20 protein-coding genes are annotated in these 19,739 nt (G+C 52.0%); 11 read left to right on the top strand and 9 right to left on the bottom strand.

Annotated elements, in window-relative coordinates; all coding sequences use genetic code 11:
* Together pseC and pseB are read right to left on the bottom strand one after the other, a co-directional pair.
* Window positions 1-1,197, bottom strand: coding sequence for a UDP-4-amino-4,6-dideoxy-N-acetyl-beta-L-altrosamine transaminase (gene pseC / locus IEV97_RS16985; RefSeq protein WP_188502691.1), 1,197 nt, complete (start codon window positions 1,195-1,197; stop codon window positions 1-3).
* A gap of 148 nt (window positions 1,198-1,345) precedes the next feature.
* A complete protein-coding gene (gene pseB / locus IEV97_RS16980; RefSeq protein ID WP_188502690.1) occupies window positions 1,346-2,365 on the bottom strand; it encodes a UDP-N-acetylglucosamine 4,6-dehydratase (inverting) in 1,020 nt (339 codons plus the stop codon).
* Window positions 2,366-2,687: 322 nt separating this feature from the next.
* Between pseB and IEV97_RS16975 the strand changes: the two genes are divergently transcribed.
* The 3 genes from IEV97_RS16975 (at window position 2,688) to IEV97_RS16965 (ending at window position 5,720) form a co-directional block, all read left to right on the top strand.
* A complete protein-coding gene (locus IEV97_RS16975; protein WP_188502689.1) occupies window positions 2,688-3,785 on the top strand; it encodes a glycosyltransferase family 61 protein in 1,098 nt (365 codons plus the stop codon).
* A 91-nt stretch (window positions 3,786-3,876) separates the two neighbouring features.
* Window positions 3,877-4,545, top strand: coding sequence for a hypothetical protein (locus IEV97_RS16970; RefSeq protein WP_188502688.1), 669 nt, complete (start codon window positions 3,877-3,879; stop codon window positions 4,543-4,545).
* Window positions 4,546-4,835: 290 nt separating this feature from the next.
* Window positions 4,836-5,720 carry a hypothetical protein gene (locus IEV97_RS16965; RefSeq protein WP_188502687.1) on the top strand — a complete coding sequence of 295 codons (885 nt, stop codon included), beginning with the start codon at window positions 4,836-4,838 and terminating at the stop codon, window positions 5,718-5,720.
* Here the strand turns inward: IEV97_RS16965 and IEV97_RS16960 are convergent.
* Entirely contained in the window at window positions 5,717-7,054 is a 1,338-nt protein-coding gene (locus IEV97_RS16960; protein ID WP_188502686.1) for a glycosyltransferase family 4 protein, read from the bottom strand. The genes IEV97_RS16965 and IEV97_RS16960 overlap by 4 nt on opposite strands.
* A 165-nt stretch (window positions 7,055-7,219) precedes the next feature.
* Here IEV97_RS16960 and ffh point away from each other — a divergent pair, with 165 nt between their 5' ends.
* A complete protein-coding gene (gene ffh, locus IEV97_RS16955; protein ID WP_116544565.1) occupies window positions 7,220-8,560 on the top strand; it encodes a signal recognition particle protein in 1,341 nt (446 codons plus the stop codon).
* Between the two features lie 183 nt (window positions 8,561-8,743).
* Here the strand turns inward: ffh and IEV97_RS16950 are convergent, their stop codons facing one another.
* On the bottom strand, window positions 8,744-9,220 hold the full coding sequence (locus IEV97_RS16950) for a nucleoside deaminase (protein ID WP_188502685.1): 477 nt from the start codon (window positions 9,218-9,220) through the stop codon (window positions 8,744-8,746).
* Window positions 9,221-9,656: 436 nt separating this feature from the next.
* On the opposite strand from IEV97_RS16950, the gene IEV97_RS16945 reads away from it, so the two are divergent.
* Window positions 9,657-10,274 carry a hypothetical protein gene (locus IEV97_RS16945; RefSeq protein ID WP_229734004.1) on the top strand — a complete coding sequence of 206 codons (618 nt, stop codon included), beginning with the start codon at window positions 9,657-9,659 and terminating at the stop codon, window positions 10,272-10,274.
* A 29-nt stretch (window positions 10,275-10,303) separates the two neighbouring features.
* Window positions 10,304-11,197, top strand: a complete 894-nt coding sequence (locus IEV97_RS16940; RefSeq protein WP_188502683.1) for a PhzF family phenazine biosynthesis protein — start codon at window positions 10,304-10,306, stop codon at window positions 11,195-11,197.
* Between the two features lie 6 nt (window positions 11,198-11,203).
* Here IEV97_RS16940 and IEV97_RS16935 read toward each other — a convergent pair whose 3' ends face one another.
* Window positions 11,204-11,767 carry a DinB family protein gene (locus IEV97_RS16935; RefSeq protein WP_229734003.1) on the bottom strand — a complete coding sequence of 188 codons (564 nt, stop codon included), beginning with the start codon at window positions 11,765-11,767 and terminating at the stop codon, window positions 11,204-11,206.
* Window positions 11,768-11,973: 206 nt separating this feature from the next.
* Here IEV97_RS16935 and IEV97_RS16930 point away from each other — a divergent pair, with 206 nt between their 5' ends.
* The 4 genes from IEV97_RS16930 (at window position 11,974) to IEV97_RS16915 (ending at window position 14,710) form a co-directional block, all read left to right on the top strand.
* A complete protein-coding gene (locus IEV97_RS16930; protein ID WP_229734002.1) occupies window positions 11,974-12,693 on the top strand; it encodes a class I SAM-dependent methyltransferase in 720 nt (239 codons plus the stop codon).
* A gap of 79 nt (window positions 12,694-12,772) precedes the next feature.
* Window positions 12,773-13,723 carry a YihY/virulence factor BrkB family protein gene (locus tag IEV97_RS16925; RefSeq protein ID WP_188502681.1) on the top strand — a complete coding sequence of 317 codons (951 nt, stop codon included), beginning with the start codon at window positions 12,773-12,775 and terminating at the stop codon, window positions 13,721-13,723.
* A gap of 170 nt (window positions 13,724-13,893) precedes the next feature.
* Window positions 13,894-14,214, top strand: a complete 321-nt coding sequence (locus IEV97_RS16920) for a hypothetical protein (protein WP_188502680.1) — start codon at window positions 13,894-13,896, stop codon at window positions 14,212-14,214.
* Between the two features lie 4 nt (window positions 14,215-14,218).
* Complete coding sequence (locus tag IEV97_RS16915; RefSeq protein WP_188502679.1) at window positions 14,219-14,710, top strand: DUF2231 domain-containing protein; 492 nt, start codon at window positions 14,219-14,221, stop codon at window positions 14,708-14,710.
* 58 nt (window positions 14,711-14,768) lie between these two features.
* Here the strand turns inward: IEV97_RS16915 and IEV97_RS16910 are convergent, their stop codons facing one another.
* Window positions 14,769-15,752 (bottom strand): pyruvate dehydrogenase complex E1 component subunit beta, encoded by a 984-nt coding sequence (locus IEV97_RS16910; protein ID WP_188502678.1) that lies wholly within the window; start codon window positions 15,750-15,752, stop codon window positions 14,769-14,771.
* A 73-nt stretch (window positions 15,753-15,825) separates the two neighbouring features.
* A complete protein-coding gene (locus IEV97_RS16905; RefSeq protein WP_188502677.1) occupies window positions 15,826-17,613 on the bottom strand; it encodes a tetratricopeptide repeat protein in 1,788 nt (595 codons plus the stop codon).
* Between the two features lie 131 nt (window positions 17,614-17,744).
* Here IEV97_RS16905 and IEV97_RS16900 point away from each other — a divergent pair, with 131 nt between their 5' ends.
* Window positions 17,745-17,963 carry a PspC domain-containing protein gene (locus tag IEV97_RS16900; protein ID WP_007654962.1) on the top strand — a complete coding sequence of 73 codons (219 nt, stop codon included), beginning with the start codon at window positions 17,745-17,747 and terminating at the stop codon, window positions 17,961-17,963.
* Here IEV97_RS16900 and IEV97_RS16895 read toward each other — a convergent pair.
* Both IEV97_RS16895 and IEV97_RS16890 read right to left on the bottom strand, forming a co-directional pair.
* Window positions 17,958-18,980, bottom strand: a complete 1,023-nt coding sequence (locus IEV97_RS16895; RefSeq protein ID WP_188502676.1) for a glycosyltransferase family 2 protein — start codon at window positions 18,978-18,980, stop codon at window positions 17,958-17,960. The two genes, IEV97_RS16900 and IEV97_RS16895, sit on opposite strands and share 6 nt — an antisense overlap.
* Window positions 18,970-19,305, bottom strand: coding sequence for a YbaB/EbfC family nucleoid-associated protein (locus tag IEV97_RS16890; RefSeq protein ID WP_101446985.1), 336 nt, complete (start codon window positions 19,303-19,305; stop codon window positions 18,970-18,972). The genes IEV97_RS16895 and IEV97_RS16890 overlap by 11 nt, the downstream gene beginning before the upstream one ends.
* Window positions 19,306-19,739: the final 434 nt, after the last annotated feature.

Genomic DNA, 19,739 nt, shown 5'->3' with positions numbered 1-19,739 from the left:
TCAAGCTTTACAAAAACCTTTTACTTTCTCTATTACGTATTGCTGCTCCTCGTTCGTCAGGGTTGGGTACATGGGCAGGCTCAGGCAAGCCTCGTAATAGCGCTCTGCTTTCGGGAAGTCACCCTTTTTGTAGCCCAGGCTGCGGTAGTAAGGCATGGTGTGGGCCGGGATGTAGTGCACCTGCGCAAAGATGTTATGCTCGCGCAGGAAGTTATAGAGCCCCTTGCGGTCGGCCACCTGGATCACATACAGGTGGTAGGCGTGGCCCGTCTCACCAGACTCAGTTATAGCCGAAGGGTTGGTGCCCAGCACTTCTATACCTGCCGCGCCGGCAAATGCCTCGTCGTATACCTTGGCTATTTCCCTTCTGCGGGCCATGCCTTCGTCGGCGCGTGCCAGCTGCGTGATGCCCAGGGCGCAGAGCATGTCGGGGATGCGGTAGTTGTAGCCCAGGGCCTGCATCTCCATGTACCAGCCGCCGTGGTTCTCCTCCATGAAGGCAGGGTCGCGGGTGATGCCGTGGGTGCGGTAAAGCAGCAGCTTCCTGTAGAGCTCCTCGTCGTTGGTGGTGACCATGCCGCCCTCGCTCGTGGCGATGTGCTTGACGGGGTGGAAAGAGAAGATGGCCATGTCCGCATACCTGCCGTTGCCGCAGAACTGCCGCTCGCCCTGGCTGTCGACAAAGAAGCCACCCGGCGCGTGGGCCGCGTCCTCGATGATCCACAGCCCGTGCTCGTCTGCCAGTGCGCGCAGCACTTCCAGGTTCACCGGGTTGCCGGCAAAATCCACAGGTATAATTCCGCTGTAGTAGCCCTTTGGCTTGCCCTCCAGCATCCGGCGCACCTGCCCGATGTCGATCAGGGCCGTGGCCGGGTCGATGTCAGCAAACTCCACGGTGCCGCCGCAGTAGCGCACGCAGTTGGCCGAGGCCACGAAAGTGATGGGCGTGGTGATCACACGCGAGTTCTCGTTTACGCCCAGCGCCATGGCGCACAGGTGCAGGGCGGCTGTGCCGTTGCTCACCGCCACGGCGTATCTGGCGCCCACGTACCTGGCGAAGGCCAGCTCAAACTCGGCCACCTTCGGCCCCTGCGTCAGGAAGTCCGACTGCAGCGTTTCCACCACCGCCTGTATGTCGGACTCGGTGATGTTCTGACGTCCGTAGGGGATAGGGCGCATGTGCTTTTCGTTATGCATGTAAGGAGGTAAATTCTGAAATTGTGAGTAGTTAATGATGCTTTTGCAGGAACAGGTCGAGAGCTGTCCAATAGTGCACCGGCATTCATTTATTAGCAATCATGCACGGGCAACCATTCAACAATCAACAAATTAACAATTCAATAAATCACACACTAAACTCCGGGTCCACATGCTGTCGGATCTGGTCGCGGAGTTGTTCGACACTAAGCCAATCGGAATTGGTACCGGAGTTATACTTAAAGCCTATCTCTACCATCCTGCCGTTATGCGCTTTGATGAAATCCTCCACTGTCCAGAGCGGAGTAGAAGGCACAATCACATAGTATTTATCCAGCTCCACCGTACTCAGAGAGTCGGTTTCGGTAATCATCTCTTCGTGTAGTTTTTCACCCGGACGTATACCAACCACCTCCTGCTTGCAGTTCGGACCAATGGCCTCAGCCAGGTCGGTGATGACATATGACGGAATCTTCGGCACGAAAATCTCGCCGCCCCAATGGTGCTCCAACGCATGGAAAACTAACTCTACGCCTTCTTCCAGCGAAATATTGAAACGGGTCATCTCCGGGTGGGTGATCGGCAGTACGCCTTCATCGCGCTTCTTCAGGAAGAAAGGAACCACCGAGCCACGGGAGCCGATCACGTTACCGTAGCGCACCACCGAAAACTTGATGTCGCGCTTGCCTTTCATGTTGTTGGCGGCTACAAACAACTTGTCGGAGCACAGTTTAGTGGCACCATAGAGGTTGATCGGAGCAGCAGCTTTGTCGGTAGAGAGGGCCACCACGTGCTTCACGCCGGTGTCGAGGGCAGCGTTGATGATGTTCTCGGCTCCCAGCACGTTCGTCTTGATGCACTCCATCGGGTTGTACTCAGCGGCAGGCACCTGTTTCATGGCGGCGGCATGCACAATGATGTCGATGCCTTCGCAGGCTCTTTTGAAACGATCGCCGTCGCGCACGTCGCCGATAAAGTAACGAACGGAGTTGTACTTGCTATGCGGGAACACCTGCGACATTTCGAACTGCTTGAGCTCGTCGCGGGAGTAAATGACCACGCGCTTTACGTCCGGAAAACGGGCGTATACCATCTCCACGAACTTCTTCCCAAACGAGCCTGTGCCGCCAGTGATCAAAATAGACTTATTGTTAAGGTCTAATGCCATGCTGATTTTTTGCTTAATACCGGGGCGCATCATCTGTAACCCACGCCAAGGTGCAAGTTAAATATTTAATTGTTGATTGCTTAAATTGTTGAATGGTTGATATTGTTTTTGTTGGTTGTTGCAGAGGGATGTTGTTATTTGCTGTTTATGTATAAGGGGGAATTTTTGCTTGTAGGCGATTAACCCACTTGAGCCCCCAGAGGGTATTCCGGTGCATGATTGCTAATAATTGATTGCCCGTGAACGATACGGACGGGTCGCGACCTGTCCCTACAATAACTAATTTGTAAATTCCTGAACTCCCAAACTGTCAAACTTCTCCATGTTGAAAAAAGCTTTTTTTGGGTTGCTGCATACGTTGGGCTATCACTCGCGCTATACCTCGGTGTTGCATCATCCGGGCAAACGATCGCTCAGACCCAGCTACGTACTGGATTTCGATGATGCGGAGAAGGCTTTTCTGGAGGATTCTGCCCGCAGTTTCAATTATGCCATCGACTATAGTCTGGGCTACCGGCAAAAGGAGCTATACCTGGTGCGTCTGCAAGATGTGCAGCTTCTGGGTAACTCCGGCGCTTTGGTATTGGATGGCAAGGTCGTGGTGGAGTCGGTAGGGGAGGTGAGCCGATTGGCCAAGTCCGATGCTTTCAAGGAGGTTTCGCTGCTACTGCCCAAGAAGCGCGTCGGCCGCTATACCTCTGTGCTGTTCCTGCCCTGGGCTGACCACAACAACTACCACTGGTTCTTTGACTGTCTATCGCGCCTATACCTGGTGCTGGAGCATATCCAGGAACCAATTCAGGTCATCATGCGCCGCGACATGGCTCCGTACCAACTCGAAACAATGCATTTTGTGCTGAAAGGGTATCCCCAGGCTAGTGTGTCCTATATCGGCAAACACGAAAAATGGCAGGTGGAGGAGTTTGTACTACCCTCCTTTGTGGCCAATGCACAAAGTGGCTTTCTGCCCCGGGAAATAGCCAATTGGCTGCGGAAGAAGGTATGGCACGGCTATGGCGTGCAGCCAAATATGGCCAAAAGAAGGATTTACATCAGTCGCGCCAATGCCAAAACCCGTCGTGTGCTGAATGAACTGGAACTGCTACCGCTGCTCGGCCGGTATGGCGTTGAGGTGGTGCGGGCCGAGGAACTGACCTATCAGCAGCAGGTACAGCTTTTCTTTGAGTCTGAGGCCGTTATGGCCCCCCACGGCGCTGGCCTGACCAACCTGCTTTTCTCCGAGCAATGCCAGGTGCTCGAGTTTCACCCAGCCAACCTAATCAAGACGCACTACTTTCTCCTCTGCAAAGCACTCGGCTTCAGGTATAGCGCGGTGATCGGTACAACAGGAGATAAACTCGAGAACTATACCGTACCGGTGCAGGAGGTAGAAGCGTGGTTGAAGGATATAGGAGTTTAGGTATATTTAGTTAACTTGAAGTGGAATGCTGAATATTCAGATAGAAACTGCGCTTGCATTAAGGGCATACCTTTGGTAAAAATTATAAGCAATGAAAGACAAAGCGGTCCTATTCGTCCTATTCTTTTTACTAACGATGAGTAGCAGTGCTTTCAGTCAGAGCGCAGACGAAAAAGTACGTTTCCACATTGCTCCTTTAAATTTTTTTGACCCGATAACGGGCGTTCTGCAAATTGGTATCCAGAAGCACATTCATCAGCGATTCGCATTATCGTTAGACCATGGGTTTAAAATGCAGGCATTTCGAAATCTCGTAATGGACGGTGAGAGTGAAAGGAAGAATTACAGGTACTCTAAAACGAAAGCGGAGTTAAAATACTTCGTTGGGCAACCAAAATCGGTCGCTTCATCCTACTTGTCCATGGAGGGCATGTATTTCCCGCAGCAATATGTAAAAGAGCAGGATTATCTGATCACTAATAATTCATACTACAGGTTTGACTATTCGGATATAAAGAGGACAGTATGGGTAGCAAGTTTAAAGTATGGGATAGAGATTAAAGTCAACAATTTTGTATTCGACCATTTTTTTGGCTTAGGGGTAAGGCGACTCTCTATAGCGCACAAGCCCGTTGGTTTAGTAGAGCATGAGTATTTTGAAGAAACGGATGTTTGGTTTCCACCCATTGACCGAAAGGAAGGAGCCTTCTACCGTCCGCATGTATCGATGGGAGTAAAGGTCGGGTACATCATAAAGTAATAACTTTTACAAACCACGCCTGTAATCCACTTATGCCACCTTATAGCTAGCCAAAAGAGTTGCGAGGCACATCTTTCTTTGCCGGATCAGAATGTGGCGAATTGTACTCCGCTTAAATTCTAAATCATCCGGTTGGGTAGTAGGGCACTACAAATCTAGAATTGTTAAAGAGTTGAAGGTTTTTAATTTGCTAAATATAGTTTAGCACTTTAATAATGGAATAATAATTGCTTGTATAGAATATTAAGAATACCTTGTATTTAACGTCCCACCTTTATATAGACAAACTCATGAAGGAATTTTACAGATCCTCCCTTTTCCTGGCTGGCTTAACGCTCATGTTCTACAGTTGTGATTCCGACAATGACAATACAGCTATACCTACCCTGGAGGAGGTAGAATATATTGTAGTAGATGCTAACACCACTGATGTTCCTGTCAAACCTGGTAAATATGATGAAGTTGATGGGATTTTCAGATACACGGAAAATCATTTCTTTACATCTGGCACACCTTCTCGATTTACGATTGATAAAGGGTACTTCATGGCCTCGTATAGCGGGAAGGATACCAATGGGCCCCATGTCCCGCTTCAAAGCAGCAATATAAACGGGCAGGCCATGTGCACTGAGGTCTATATTAATAATATCTGTGACACTTCGAGACCCTCTACATCTTGGAACTTGTACGGGAAGCAACATGAGGTGAGAAATTTGAAATGGGAGTACTTAAATAGTGATAAGAGTAAGGGGTATAGGGTTGAGATGACTGATGTCCCGGAAGCTGCTAAATGGCATGTAGTACCTACGCGTATTTCATTTGACGAAGACATTAGGTTTGAATTCGAAAGAAATTCTGTAAAAGACAGTATTATAGTTGGACTGTTAATTGTCCCTAAAGAAGGCATAGGTAAAGTCCTTCCATCGCCCTCTATTAATCGGACTCGACAAATCGGCTATTTAGTAAAACCTGGCGAAACATCTTTCACTGTAACGAAAGAAAGGCTTGCAAGCCTCTCACAATCAGCTTTAGGTATGCCCACAGCTGCTGATTCCGTTTTCCTCAACCTCAGAACAACCCGCTACGTCATTAAGGTTATAGATAACAGGGAAATATTAATTTCCTATATAGTAGATGAATTCAAACCCGTTACGGTAGACTGGAAAATTGACTAAACCCTGGCAGCCTTTACGACCAACCGCTTCACCACCCTGGCCAGCTTCTCCGTCAATTCACGTCTCGAGAACTGGGCATGATTGAGGTAGGGCAGGTCAAGGTTCGGGTTGATGGTCCAGGCCTTGCTCATCAGCATCATGTGGTCGAGCATGAGCTCGTGAGCGGTATAGTGGAATAAACGGCCGGCACCGCACTCGTCAATGATTCGGTCGGTGTCGGAGTGCACGGGACCGAGACAGATGATCGGCTTATTCGAGGCCAGGTACTCAAACAGCTTGCCCGGCACATTTGAGTACACGGCAGGCACATCAGCTATGGCCATCAGCAGCATCGTGCTTTCCATCAGGTACTTGATGGCTTCGGTGTGCGGCACATGCGGCACAAACTCTGTTATACCTTCCAGACCGGCCTTGCTGATGCGCTGCTTCACACCCTCTGATACCTTGCCTACGAAGCGCAGTTTATACCGGATGTCGCTGTTCACCGAGCGCAGCTGCGAAATTACTTTCAGGAACACATCGATGTTGTAATTCTCGGTAATGGTACCAGTATACGTGATCAGAAACTCGTCCTGCGGTGGGGTAGAGGGGTAAATGAAATCATCCTCGTCATACCCGTTCGGAATCACATGGATCTTATCCGGGTCAATCTTAGCTGGTTTGTTGAGAAAGAGGCGTTTGGTATCCTCGCTGGTCACGATCACGGCATCAGCCCGCTCCAGCACATGCAACTCATAATTCCGGTCGATGCGCCTGGCAATCGGGGTGTGGTAGAGCTGGTCGTAGTAATGGATGTTCGTCCAGGGGTCGCGGAGATCCGCAATCCAGGGCAGTCCATGCTTTTCTTTCAGCTTCAGGCCGATTAGCTGGGTGGAGTGGGGCGGACTGGTGGTCAGGATCGCCTGAAAATGACCGTCCTTCAGCAACTCGTCAGCTTTTTTGAGGGCATGCTTGTTCCAGCCTACGCGGGCGTCAGGTATAAACAGGTTGCCGCGCACGAACTTGAACACTTTGTCCAGAAAGCCGGTCTTGGCTTCTTCGTTGGCAAAGCCACTGTAAGGTATTTCTTTCTTGCCGGAGAGTTTCTTGTAATACTCAAAAGGCTCGGAGGTGGCGGTGCGGTAGACGGCTGTACCTTCGGGCACTTCGCTCGCAAAGGTATGGTCGAGCACCGGGTAGGAGGCCTGTTTCTCGTCAACGGTCAGCACACTGGGCTGCACACCTGACTGTGGCAGATATTTGCAGAACTTCAATCCACGCTGCACGCCCGGCCCGCCCGAAGGAGGCCAGTAGTAGGAGATGTATAGTAAATTGATCTGGTCTGTTTTTTCCAAAGTGATCGGCAAAATAACTTCTTTCCCAAAGATAGCAAAAGCGTAATTACGAATGAATAATGAATAGTGATTAATGAATAACGATTAATCTTTCGTCATTCATTATTGCTATAGCAACTATTCCTGATATTCCTTAGTTTTGTAGGTAAATCCAGAATTAGAGAGATGTTTGATAATTTAAGTAACAAACTAGACCGCGCCTTTAAAACCCTCAAAGGCCAGGGAAGCATCACCGAGATCAACGTAGCCGCCACCATCAAAGAGGTACGCCGTGCCCTGGTGGATGCCGACGTAAACTATAAAGTAGCCAAAACGGTAACCGACAAGATCAAGGACGAGGCCATGGGCCGTGACGTGTTGATCTCCGTATCGCCGGGCCAGTTGATGGTGAAGATCGTTTATGAAGAGTTGACCGAGCTGATGGGTGGCCAGAAGCAGGACATCAACCTGAAAGGCGAGCCGGCTATCATCCTGATCGCGGGTCTGCAGGGTTCTGGTAAAACCACCTTTACCGGCAAGCTGGCCAACTACCTTAAAAAACAGGGCCGTGGTGTGCTGGTAGCTGCCTGTGACGTGTACCGTCCGGCTGCGATCAACCAGCTGCAGGTGCTGGCCGAGCAAGTTGGGGTTGAGGCCTATACCGAGCTGGAGAACAAAAACCCGGTTCAGATCGCCCTCAACGCGGTGGCGCACGCTAAAAAGACCAACAAGAAAGTAGTCATCATTGACACCGCCGGTCGTTTGGCCGTGGACGAGGCGATGATGAAAGAAATAGCCGAGATCAAGGCCGCCGTGAAGCCAACCGAGACCCTGTTCGTGGTGGACTCCATGACCGGTCAGGATGCGGTGAACACAGCCAAGACCTTCAACGAGCGCATTAACTTCGACGGCGTGGTGCTGACCAAGCTCGACGGTGACTCACGCGGCGGTGCGGCCCTTTCCATTCGCGCGGTAGTGGAGAAGCCGATCAAGTTCATCTCGACGGGTGAGAAGATGGAAGCTCTCGACCTGTTCTATCCGGATCGTATGGCACAGCGTATTCTCGGCATGGGTGACGTGATCTCCCTCGTAGAGCGTGCGCAGCAGGCTTTCGACGAGGACGAGGCGAAGCGCATCAACAAAAAGATCCGCAAGAACCAGTTCAACTTCGACGACTTCCTGACCCAACTCGAGCAGATCAAGAAGATGGGTGACATCAAAGACCTGGTAGGTATGATCCCGGGTGTTGGCAAAGCTTTGAAGGATGTGGAGATCGACGAAGGCGCTTTCAAACCGATCGAAGCGATCATCAAATCTATGACACCACAGGAGCGCGAGAACCCGGATATGATTAGCGGTAGTCGCCGTGCCCGTATTGCGAAAGGTTCCGGTACGGATATTACGCAGGTGAACAACCTGATGAAGCAGTTCAACGACATGCGCAAGATGATGCGCTCCATGAACAAGATGGCCGGTACCAAAGGCGGTATGGCCAACCTTGCCAAAATGATGGGCGGACGTCGCTAAGCGGTTTTCAAGGTATAAGCAAAAAGGCTGAGCAGGTATAAGCTCAGCCTTTTTCGTTTAGCGCAGTATGAGTCTCCCTCTTTACCAGGCTGAGTGCCCAGTTATACCTGAACTGGTTGTCTGTTATTGCAGCATCTGCTTGCGGCTATACCTGTAAGTCCCAAGGCTATACCTGTAGCGGGCTCAGTATACCTGCTTGTCCTCCTTTGCAACCCATTTTTCAAAAGCCTCCTGCGCTTCTTCGCGCAGCATCTGCTCCATAGGAATTGACCGGTCGGGCGCTTCTTTGTCGATCTCGTCGTAGATGAACTGGTCGTCGAAACCAGCTTTGGCGGCATCGTCTTTGGTGTTGGCATAGTATACCTTGCGGGGGCGGGCCCAATAAATGGCACCTAGGCACATCGGGCAGGGTTCGCAACTGGTGTAGAGTTCACAGTCTGTTAGTTGAAAAGTGCCGAGCGCCTGGCAGGCCTTTCGGATCACGTCCACCTCGGCATGGGCGGTGGGGTCGTTGGTCGCCAGCACATTGTTATACCCACGGGCTATGATCTCACCGTCCCGCACGACCACCGCACCAAAAGGTCCGCCAAAACCAGCTTCCATTTTCTCAACGGATAGCCGGATGGCCTCCCGCATATAGTCTTTTTGTTGTTCTGTCATAGGGATTACGCTTCACGTTGCAGCATACGTTATACCGGGAGCAAACGGTTCAGCTAGGGTTTGATTGCGAATGGGGAAATGCAGGAAATCTAAGCCAGAAGTTTATCCAAATCCTAACCAGTGAAGTATATATAAAAGCAATAGCTTACACTACACTTGTGCCTTTTAACGCATACTCGTAGTGCAAGCTATTCTAGCTGTTGCTGCGCCCTGATAGGAAAGCAGCCGATATTTAATCTATGGACTATCCGGTTATGTGATTAGATAGTTTATAATTGGATTCTAGCAACCTTTCAGAATTAATTACGAACCATTTATAGTATTAGTTTTGAATACACTAAATACGTAGGTATATTTTCTTGTTGAAACGCCGAAAAACGGAAATGCTTGATAACAAATGATTAATAGTTGTATGACTTCAGATTTTCGACTGTGCTTGTCACGATTTTTTAAACTGGCAATACCGCGCTTCAGGGATGGCGCTTTTGTACTCTACTTTCTCCTGTTTGTGAGCGCCTGCACGGCCACACGCGAGCACGAGATAGAGGGCGATGTGAACGAGTTCCGGTCCTGGGTAAACGCCCAGACGAGCAAACTGGAAGAACGGACGGAAGAAGACTGGAAAAGAACAAAAGAAGACTTCAAGCAGCGGACCGAGGAGCTGGACCGTAAGCAGGAAGGCTTTTCAGAAAAGCTGCGGGCTGATTATGAGCAGATCAAGGCAGATTTCAAAGCCCGTGAAAAAGAGCGGGACCGCCTGGCAAACCGTGAGGCTGAGTTAACGAAATGGGAACGCGATTTGCTTGGGCAGTACGCTAACGGCACGGCTTTAACCGCGACTAATGTTGAGCAGGCCTACCAGAACTTTATGAGCAATGTGCGGGCAAGAAGCAAAAACTGGCAGCAACAGGACTGGGAGATGGCCGCTGCCGTGCTCGAAGAGCTGAACCAGCGCAAAGAGGCCTTCGACGAGCTGCCCGACGAGACCGAAGTCCGCATTAAGACCATCCAGATGGAGTTTGCCGCGCTGAAAGAAAGCGAAACGGCCAAGTAGTGAAACACCTTTTTAACAGCACACACCCTATGTCCGACACGCAGACCTTAACACCCGAGCTATACCTTGTCAAAGCCTTTACAGAGCAACCAAACGGAGGCAACACGGCCGGCGTGGTGCTTTTTGCAGACAGGCTCCCACGCGAGAGGCGCCAGAAAATAGCCGCCATGCTGGGGCTTTCCGAAACAGCTTTTGTGTCAGCCTCAGAAGTAGGGGATGTGAAAGTTGAGTTTTACACACCCCTGAAGCAGATCCCGCATTGTGGGCACGCGACAGTGGCAGCCTTTAGCCTGCTGTGGCAAAAGGGGTTGCTGCTAAACGGGAGCGCCGTGAAAGAATCCATAGAGGGCACCCGCCAGATCAGTTTTGAGGCGGGCAAGGTATACCAGGCGCAATTGCCACCGCAGTATACCCCAATCGAGGCAGCAGGCATTAACCTGCACCTGATTGCCGCTGCCCTTGGGCTTCCGGAAGGCTTCAGCTTCCCGTCTATACCCGTCGTTGCCAGCACGGGTGTTCCTTTTTTATTGGTGCCTGTGCCCGACGAGAGCACCCTGCATCATTTGCAACCTGACCAGGAGCTTATCCGAGCTGTATCAGATAAGGCAGGTTTAGTGGGCTTCTACGTCTTTACAACAGCTACTGCTTTGGCCGATGCAAGCGCCCGCATGTTCGCCCCAAGCTATGGTATACCCGAAGAGTCAGCCACGGGTATGGCCGCGGGTCCGCTTGCCTGCTACCTGCACGATCATCTTCAGCAAAGCAAAGCCAATTTTCTGATACACCAGGGCTACCTCATGCGCCATCCGTCCCCAAGCCAGATCGAGGTGATGCTGCAGTTGGACGGAGAAGGCCACATCACGGGTTTGCGCGCCGGAGGTAGTGGACTGGTGATCAGGAAGATGGAGTTAGGAGACTTTTAGGGCCGGCTACTGGAGCCACTGCCGGCGCATGCGGGTGATCTGCCGGGCATGGTGGGTGAAGTGATCCTGTAGGAAATCAAGTGTTTGGTAAATGTTGAGCATACCTGCGTAGGGGTGTCGGAAAACGCACTTGTCCAACTGTTGCCGGGGTAGCTCGGTCAGAGTATCCTCCAGTTGGTAGCGGGCCGCGTCCCACTGTATGCGCAGCGAGTTCAAGCTGGCATAGGCAGGTACTTTCGCCACTGCGGCAGGCGCCTTAAACTTCATGCCCGAATGCAGCGCAACTCGAAGCAATAGCGACCTAAGGCTGTGCGCCAGTGAGGCAGACTCCAGTTGTTCCTCCTGCACTTTGCGTTGTATGTAGCTATTGGTCAGTTGCTCCACCTGAATCAGGTGCGCCACCGTCTGGTTGATAGACCACTTGCCAGCGGAGGCGGGCCGGTTCAGAAGCTCTTCATCCAGCCCCTCCAACTCCCCGATCAGCCGGTTACGCGACTCTTCCAGTTTCAGGTATCGGCTTTCAAGCATTGGATTCATCAATTGGAGATGGCTATAGGTGGTTGTGCTCATAGGTAAACGCAGGTTTAGGTCGATTATTGATTGCCAATCTACATAAATTTCTGATTAGTGCAACGGGTAATGCTGTTTTTTTATACCTAAATGATTGATAATAAGGCGGGTGATTTAATATGGAGTAAAATATATAATTGGATAAGTTCAACTTTAGTGCAACAAAGGAGGATAATTCTTTTCTTTGCAGAAAATATACAGACAGCATGGAGATGACCAACGACCCGGTAGGGGCCGCTATACTGGACTTTATGGCCGGTAACCGCAAGGCGAAGATTGTGGTGGAGAGCAACCTGACCGAAGACGATGAAATAAAAGTGTCCTACCTGTTCCGGACACCGGAGGAAATGCCCGAGTTGGAACTGCTGGCACTAGAACAGTGCCGGGGACGCGTGCTGGACGTTGGCGCCGGCGCCGGCTGCCATAGCCTTGCCCTGCAGGAGCGCGGAGTGGATGTAACGGCCCTTGATCTTTCGGGCGGGGCAGTGCAGGCGATGCTGGAGCAAGGTATAAAGCAGGTGCTGCAGCAGGATTTATTTAAACTGGCCGGCCAGCGCTACGACACACTATTGCTGCTCATGAACGGGATAGGTATAGCCGGTGACCTGGAAGGGCTGGAGCGCTTTCTGGAGCATGCCAAAACGCTGCTTAACCCCGGAGGGCAGATTCTGCTCGAGTCCTCGGATATACTGTATATGTTCGAGGAGGAGGACGGCTCGGTGCTGCTAGACCTGAATGCAGGTTATTACGGAGAGGTCATCTATAACATGCGCTACAAAGCACACCAGACCGGCGAGTTCAAATGGCTCTTCATCGATCCGGCTATACTGGAAGACTATGCGACAACGCGTGGCTATACCTTTGAGCTGCTGTATGAAGGGGAGTATGGCAACTACCTGGCCCGGCTGTCGCTGCCAAAAGCCTAAGCCCGATTTGTGCAGGAGGCTATACCTTTAGCAACCGCTTTGCCGTATGCGTGTAGGGTATAGCAAAAAGGCAAACCTCATGCGGAAAAGGCTGACAACAACCTGGGAACTCACCAAACAGACCTTTAAGAAGTTTATCGACGACAACCCGCTCGACTATGCGGCCATCATCGGGTTCTACACCATTTTCTCGTTACCGGCCGTGCTCATCATCACCATCCGCATCGCGGGTGCTGCTTTCGGGCAGGAGGCCGTGCGGGGTGAGGTGGTGAGGCAGGTGGGCGGTATTGTGGGGCGCAACAGTGCCGCCCAGGTACAAAGCATCATCGAGAACGCCAGCCAGTCAGAGGCCAGCACCATCGGCACGGTGGTTGGCGTGCTCGTGATGGCCTTTAGTGCGACGACGGTGTTTGTGGCGCTGCAGGATTCGCTCAACGCCATTTGGAAGGTGAAGGCCAAAGTAGAGAAAGGCTTCATGAAACTGGTAATCGGCCGCCTGCTGTCGCTGGCCCTGGTGGTGAGTTTTGGTTTCCTGCTGCTGGTTTCCCTGTCGATCGACGTGCTGCTCGGGCTTTTCTACGATTACCTACGGCAAGAGCTCTCCGGTATCGCCGTATACCTGGTGACCATCGGCAACATGCTGGTGTCTATCGCCATTGCCACGGTTATTTTCGCTGCCATCTTCAAAGTGCTCCCCGACGCCCGCATCCGCTGGGCTAATGTATGGGTGGGCGCTGTCGTCACGGCCATTCTGTTCACACTGGGCAAATTCGTACTCAACATCTATTTTCAGCACGACCCGCTGGCCGATACCTACGGTGCAGCCGGTTCCCTAGTGCTCATACTGGTATGGGTGTACTATACCTCCATCATCTTTTTGCTGGGCGCCGAGTTCACACAGGTATACTCCGAAGCCCACGACCGCGGGGTCAGGGCCTCCGACACGGCTGTAAAGGTAGAGAAGCAGGAAATAGAGCAGGACCAGGATACAGGCAAAGTGGAAGTGAAGCGTGATTCGGGTCTGAACTGAGTCGTTATACCTTACAGTTAGCTATACCCTATCCTATTGAGCAGCCGAATTGTTGCAAAGAAGTATACAAATAAAATATATAGCGTATAAGATGTATTGCATTGTCTGCAGACGTAGTCTACGGTATGTATGAACAGAAACCGTGAATATTAACCTAAATCCTATACCTTATGAAAATTCTGAAATCCTGGCTGGCTGTGTTTGCCATCCTATCCCTGTTTATGTACGGCTGCGATAGTGGCGGCACCGATGTCGTGGAGTCTGGCACATACCAAGGCAGTGTAAAAAAAGCGGTGCCTGAGAAAACAGAGATCTATGTGCAGACCGATGACAACAAGACCCTGGAGCTCTACTTCACAGATGCTACCACGCTAACCCGAAATGGAGAGACCGTGGCGTTTGACCAGTTGAAGGAAGGCAGCAGGGTAGAAGTGCAGGTGGAAAAAGTAGGCCAGCGCCTGGACCCCGTGGCTGTGCGCATACTGGACTAGCCCTATGGAGGAGCTGCTGAGCTGGCGTACCGAGGCCTGGCATCCTCTCACGGTGCATTTTCCGGTAGCGCTGTTGCTCTTTGCCACGCTGGCGAAACTGCTTGCAGTATTTCTGAAGCCGCAGCCAGCTGCCTTTTGGCACCGCATGGGCGCTTACCTGCTCTATGCGGGCACTGCGGGCGCCTGGCTGAGCATCTACACCGGCGACCTGGCCGATGGCATTGTGTCCCGGAAACTGTGCGACCCCACCGTGCTGAAAAGCCACGAACTGGCCGCCTACAACCTGGCCTATCTGTTTACGGGTGCTGCCGTACTCGACCTGGGTTTCGCGGTAGATTGGGTACACAGGTATAAGCGGTTGCTGTCGGCAGTCGTTGTGCTGCTCATGCTGGCAGGCAGTGGTTTTCTGGCCTATACCGGCCACCTCGGCGCAAAGCTCGTGTACGAGCAGGCCGGCGGCGTACAGGTTCCGCCAGCTGACTGTGCCGGGTTTTAAAGCAAAACGGCCCCTGGTTCCGAGAACCAGGGGCCGTTTTTTATAAATTCAGTCGAGCTTACGCTTTCTGATAGGTTACTTGTTTTACAGCCTCGATCGTACGGGCTACGTTCGGCAACGATGCCTCGATCAAAGTAGGCGCATACGGAAGCGGCACGTCGCGGCAGGTCACACGCTTCACCGGGGCATCCATGTAGTCGAACGCGTTGCTCTGGATGTGGTAGGCCAGTTCGGCGGAGATAGAGGCAAGTGGCCATGCTTCTTCCACCACCACCATGCGGTTGGTTTTCTTCACAGACTCGATCAGCGTTTTGTAGTCGATCGGGCGCACGGTGCGCAGGTCGATTACTTCGGCACTGATGCCGTCTTTGGCCAGTTCTTCGGCAGCAGCCAGGGCCACTTTCATCATCTTGCCAAACGACACGATGGTTACGTCCGTGCCTTCGCGCTTGATGTCAGCCACACCGATCGGGATCAGGTATTCTTCTTCAGGCACTTCGCCTTTATCGCCGTACATCTGCTCCGACTCCATGAAAATAACCGGGTCGTTGTCGCGGATAGCGGACTTCATCAGACCTTTGGCATCGTATGGGTTAGATGGAACCACTACTTTCAAACCAGGGGTGTTGGCATACCAGTTTTCGAAGTTCTGGGAGTGCTGCGAAGACAGCATACCGGCGCTACCGGTTGGTCCGCGGAATACGATCGGGCAGGAGTACTGACCACCTGACATCGACATCATTTTGGCGGCAGAGTTGATCACCTGGTCAATGGCCACCAACGAGAAGTTGAAGGTCATAAACTCAATGATCGGACGCAGGCCGTTCATGGAGGCACCCACACCGATACCGGCAAAGCCAAGCTCGGCAATAGGAGTGTCAATTACACGCTCCGGACCAAATTCGTCCAGCATGCCCTGGCTCACTTTGTAGGCGCCATTGTATTCGGCTACTTCTTCACCCATCAGGAAAACGCTCTTGTCGCGGCGCATCTCCTCAGACATGGCTTCACGAAGGGCTTCTCTAAACTGTATACTTCGCATAGTAATGTTAAAATCTCTGTTCAGCTGGTAAAATTAAGATAACTCTTTCAATTTGCAATGTATAAGCGGGAACTTATCGTATCATCCCCTCCCGGAAGGACTGTTTCCCGTGATAAGCGGCAAATTCCGGGTCGTCGAAGGCGCGCTCCATGTAGCTGCGGTCGCGCTGAATGGCCCGGCGCAGGTGGATGCGTACCATACCCTCGTTTTGCATGCGCGCGCCCAACACGGCGAGTGAGTAATGCGCCAGCGGATCTTCCTCCTTCAACTCCAGGGCCTTTTCGTAATATTGGCGGGCCCCTTCGTAGTTCTCTTTCAGCAGATAGCTCAAGCCCAGGTTCATGTTGGTCTGGTAGTCGTCGCCTGAGTAAGTGAGGCTGCGAATGGCTTCGTCATACAGGCCCATTTCCATTTCCAGAGCGGCTTTGTCGGTGAAGATGCGGTGCAGGAGTTCCTGTTCACCACCCAGTTTGATGGCGTAGTCGTAGATCTGCAGAGCCTTCTCTCGCTCACCCCGCAGATGGTAGGCGCTGGCCAGGGCATAGTTTACTTCTGCCGTCGGGTTGCGGAAGCCGGCAAAATTCAGGTTGTGGATGGCTTTGTCTAAGAGCGCTTCTTTGGCCTTTGGTCGGTACTCTTTGCGGGCCATTTCGGTATACACCACACCCAGGTTGTAGTAGGCAGGCCACTTGTCGGTGGTTTTCACGGCCGCTTCGTATAGCTTGCGGCGCTCGGCCAGCAGGGGTGTAAGCGTAGCGGCGTACTGCAGTTCCTCGGCTGTAAGTGCCTGTGCGCTCAGGCTGTCTTCGGCAATGCGGCGGGCCAGCAGGTATAGCTCGTAGTCCGACTTGCGGGCGCGGTTGTAGTCCACTTCCACACGGGCATAGCGCATGGTCGGGTATACATAGCGACGGATGTAGTCAAAGGCTACGCTCTGCTGCAGGGCATCCGTTTTCTGCTTATCGGAGCCTGTGTTTTGCAGAATTGCGCTAACCTCCTGCTTCTGCGCCTTCGGCAGGGCCGATTTGTTCACGCGCTCCAGCAGGGTTGCCCAGTCGGTCGGTTCAGTTTCCGTGCTGATCTCTATTTTTTTACCGGAATAGTCGAGCAGGCTCACTTTGCTACGGTAGTAGTCAGCCAGCGCTTTGGCACGTTTTTGAGCCAGGTCAGTGCCTTTCTCGTTGGGCGCCTGGCTGCCGATCACCTTAATCTTCTGCAGTTTAACGGTGTCCATGGCATACTGGTCCAGCACAGGCAGGTTCTCACCCAGGTAGCTTTTGGTGGTGAATTGGTTCTCGTCGAAATAGAACAGGATGGTGGCTGGCCCCTCGGCGATGGTTTTGTAGTTGTCGGGTACGTAGGTATAGTCGTTGCTGCGCACCATCAGCAAAGCGGTCGTGTTCAATCCGGTTGCCACTTGCTCCTCCGGGGTATAGGCCACGCGGTCACGCTTGCGCTTGTCGATCACGGTGCCTTGCACGAGCAGTTTGCCTTTGTTCTTGTGCGGCGCGTAAGGGAACGTGAACTCCTGGGTGATGGTCGGACGGCGGTTTTCGTACAGGTAGTTGCCGATGTCGAAGTTGAGGGCGCCCAGGTGCTCGCGCTGCTGACCGGCGGCCTCGTACACCACATCAATCTTGTAACGGTAGTCCTCGTTCTTCCTGAGCATCTTCTCCGGAAGGGTGGCCTTCATCTCAAAAACTACCTCTTCCCCGTTGGCTACGAGGGGGTTAGGTGTCACTTCAATCTCCTGTTTTTCGGCCTGCTTTACCATGCGCTGCAGGGTGCAGCCTGTGTTGGCCGAGAGCATCGCCACGGCGAGTGGCAGAAACAAAGCGGCGTTTTTTTTGTTATGTTTCATATCAGATTTGGGTAACCAACGTAAGATATAGCTGGATGCATGCGTTATTTAGCTGCTGTACCATGATTTTCGTCGATATTTTTTGACGAAATTCTATAAATTTCCTACTTTTAAATTTAAATCAAACGAAAGTGAAAAGGCTACAATACTTTATCGAATCTCAGGCTTTTGGTGTCTGCGCCATGTTGGGAGAGAAGCTTGGAATAGCCTCTAGCAGCATTCGCCTGTCCTTCATCTACATTTCGTTCTTCACGCTGGGCTCACCCATCATTCTCTACTTTATCATGGCCTTCTGGATGAACGTCAGCAAGCACCTGCGCCGTGAGCGTAGCACTGTCTGGGACCTATAGGTCCCGCGCTGTGCGCCGCTGGCGCACAAAGTACCGCCACACAATACTTCCTCTGTAAACGCCCGACATAGCCGGAAAAGTACCTTTCAGCTGCTGTTCTTTTCTGCGCTTGCGCCAATACTTGCTGTTGCGCAGCAGGTCGGCGTGCGCGCGTAGCACCGCTTTGGCGTCTGCCGTCTGTCCCGCGACCAGCATGCGCAGGGCCGCCAGCCAGTCCAGCAGGATGCGTATAACAACGGTTGCGAACAGCTCGCCGCCAGGGAGGTTTTTGTACAGCAGTGCCAGTCCGTTGCGGAAATTCAGGTAGGTTTTGCGTGGGTTTGACTTATGCAGCGTGCCACCCCCCACGTGGTATACCTGACTGTGGCCGTTGTACATTACCTTATAGCCCACGTTTTTGGCGCGCCAGCAGAAGTCGATCTCCTCCATGTGCGCAAAAAAAGCGGGCTCCAGTCCGCCGAGTCCGTGAAACACGTTGGCACGCACAAACATGCAGGCGCCCGTTGCCCAGAACACCTCTGCTACATCGTTGTACTGCCCTTTGTCTTCTTCCAGCGTCTCGAACAGGCGCCCACGACAATAAGGGTACCCGAGCGCGTCCAGCATACCGCCGCCTGCACCAGCATACTCAAAGAAGTCGGGATGCTGCTGCGAAACGATCTTGGGCTGGCAAACAGCGATGTTCTCATCGGATTCCATCAGTTGGATGATCGGCTCCGTCCAACCGGGTGGCACGGCTACGTCCGAGTTGAGCAGCACATAGTACTTGGCATCTACCTGGCGCAGGGCAATGTTGTACCCCTCGCAGAAACCGTAGTTATCGTCGTTTTGGATGATGCGCACCTGCGGGAAGTGCTCCTGTAAGAAAGGAATAGAGCCATCGGAAGAGGCATTGTCGGCCACGATTACCTCGCAGCCCGCACTGTTTTCCACAACCGACGGCAGGAACTCCTGCAAATAGCGGAGCCCGTTCCAGTTAAGTATGACAATAGCCGTGAGGCTGGGATTAGAGACCAAAGTTTCCTAGATCTAAGCCGGGGATGTTAGGTAAAAGGCCTTCTGTGCTCTTTTTCAGTTCTTCCTGGGCGCGCTCGCCTGCCGTCAGCATGGCATTGTTCACGGCGGCTACCACCAGGTCATTCACCATGTCGCGGTCGTTGGTGTTCAGAATGGAGTCGTCGATCTCAATTTTGAGGAGCTTGCGCTGCCCGTTCACGGTCGCCTTTACGAGCCCGGCACCCGACTCGGCGGTAACGGTAATATGCTGCAGGTTGTCCTGCGCTTGTTTCATTTTGGCCTGGACTTCTTTCATCTTGCCCATCATGCCCATCATATCAAACATAGTCTATCTTCTTTTTGGTGTTGTTTACGAATATAACGGTTAAGCAGCCTCTCGGCTTGTACAAATATACAAGCATAATGTCATAAAGGCGACATTAGTTACAGGGCGATCGGCAGCCACTAAAATTTAATCTTTATCCGCTGCCAGCCCCGTAGGTATAGCGTCACAGTTTAATCAGGTATTCGCCTGGTCAGGAAAATGGAAGCGTTTACCCGGAAGAATCATGCATTCACCAATTTTTTGATGTAACCAATTTTAATTTGGAATAGTACTGTTTATAAAGGTTTTGATACCTGGCCTCGTGGTTTGTAGCTTCTGTCTCGCTACCACAGGCATTGCCACCTGTCCCTGCCGCTTGGGTCTGTAGCACTGACTGCATGATCCTTCCAATCACCCTTCCTTTTAGTGACCTTATTACAATTATATTTTTTGCC

The organism is Pontibacter amylolyticus, from assembly GCF_014638845.1.
Taxonomy (GTDB): Bacteria; Bacteroidota; Bacteroidia; order Cytophagales; family Hymenobacteraceae; genus Pontibacter; species Pontibacter amylolyticus.
Note: the sequence above shows the minus strand (reverse complement) of the source record. Positions and strands in the feature narration are given on the sequence as shown.

What these genes read in the sequence shown, in the direction of transcription:
- IEV97_RS16890 (WP_101446985.1), bottom strand. Translation starts at nt 19,305, where the DNA reads ATGTTTGATATGATGGGCATGATGGGCAAGATGAAAGAAGTCCAGGCC.
- IEV97_RS16905 (WP_188502677.1), bottom strand. Translation starts at nt 17,613, where the DNA reads ATGAAACATAACAAAAAAAACGCCGCTTTGTTTCTGCCACTCGCCGTG.
- IEV97_RS16975 (WP_188502689.1), top strand. Translation starts at nt 2,688, where the DNA reads ATGTTGAAAAAAGCTTTTTTTGGGTTGCTGCATACGTTGGGCTATCAC.
- IEV97_RS16920 (WP_188502680.1), top strand. Translation starts at nt 13,894, where the DNA reads ATGAAAATTCTGAAATCCTGGCTGGCTGTGTTTGCCATCCTATCCCTG.
- IEV97_RS16970 (WP_188502688.1), top strand. Translation starts at nt 3,877, where the DNA reads ATGAAAGACAAAGCGGTCCTATTCGTCCTATTCTTTTTACTAACGATG.
- ffh (WP_116544565.1), top strand. Translation starts at nt 7,220, where the DNA reads ATGTTTGATAATTTAAGTAACAAACTAGACCGCGCCTTTAAAACCCTC.
- IEV97_RS16935 (WP_229734003.1), bottom strand. Translation starts at nt 11,767, where the DNA reads ATGAGCACAACCACCTATAGCCATCTCCAATTGATGAATCCAATGCTT.
- IEV97_RS16965 (WP_188502687.1), top strand. Translation starts at nt 4,836, where the DNA reads ATGAAGGAATTTTACAGATCCTCCCTTTTCCTGGCTGGCTTAACGCTC.
- IEV97_RS16940 (WP_188502683.1), top strand. Translation starts at nt 10,304, where the DNA reads ATGTCCGACACGCAGACCTTAACACCCGAGCTATACCTTGTCAAAGCC.
- IEV97_RS16950 (WP_188502685.1), bottom strand. Translation starts at nt 9,220, where the DNA reads ATGACAGAACAACAAAAAGACTATATGCGGGAGGCCATCCGGCTATCC.
- pseC (WP_188502691.1), bottom strand. Translation starts at nt 1,197, where the DNA reads ATGCATAACGAAAAGCACATGCGCCCTATCCCCTACGGACGTCAGAAC.
- IEV97_RS16925 (WP_188502681.1), top strand. Translation starts at nt 12,773, where the DNA reads ATGCGGAAAAGGCTGACAACAACCTGGGAACTCACCAAACAGACCTTT.
- IEV97_RS16910 (WP_188502678.1), bottom strand. Translation starts at nt 15,752, where the DNA reads ATGCGAAGTATACAGTTTAGAGAAGCCCTTCGTGAAGCCATGTCTGAG.
- pseB (WP_188502690.1), bottom strand. Translation starts at nt 2,365, where the DNA reads ATGGCATTAGACCTTAACAATAAGTCTATTTTGATCACTGGCGGCACA.
- IEV97_RS16915 (WP_188502679.1), top strand. Translation starts at nt 14,219, where the DNA reads ATGGAGGAGCTGCTGAGCTGGCGTACCGAGGCCTGGCATCCTCTCACG.
- IEV97_RS16930 (WP_229734002.1), top strand. Translation starts at nt 11,974, where the DNA reads ATGGAGATGACCAACGACCCGGTAGGGGCCGCTATACTGGACTTTATG.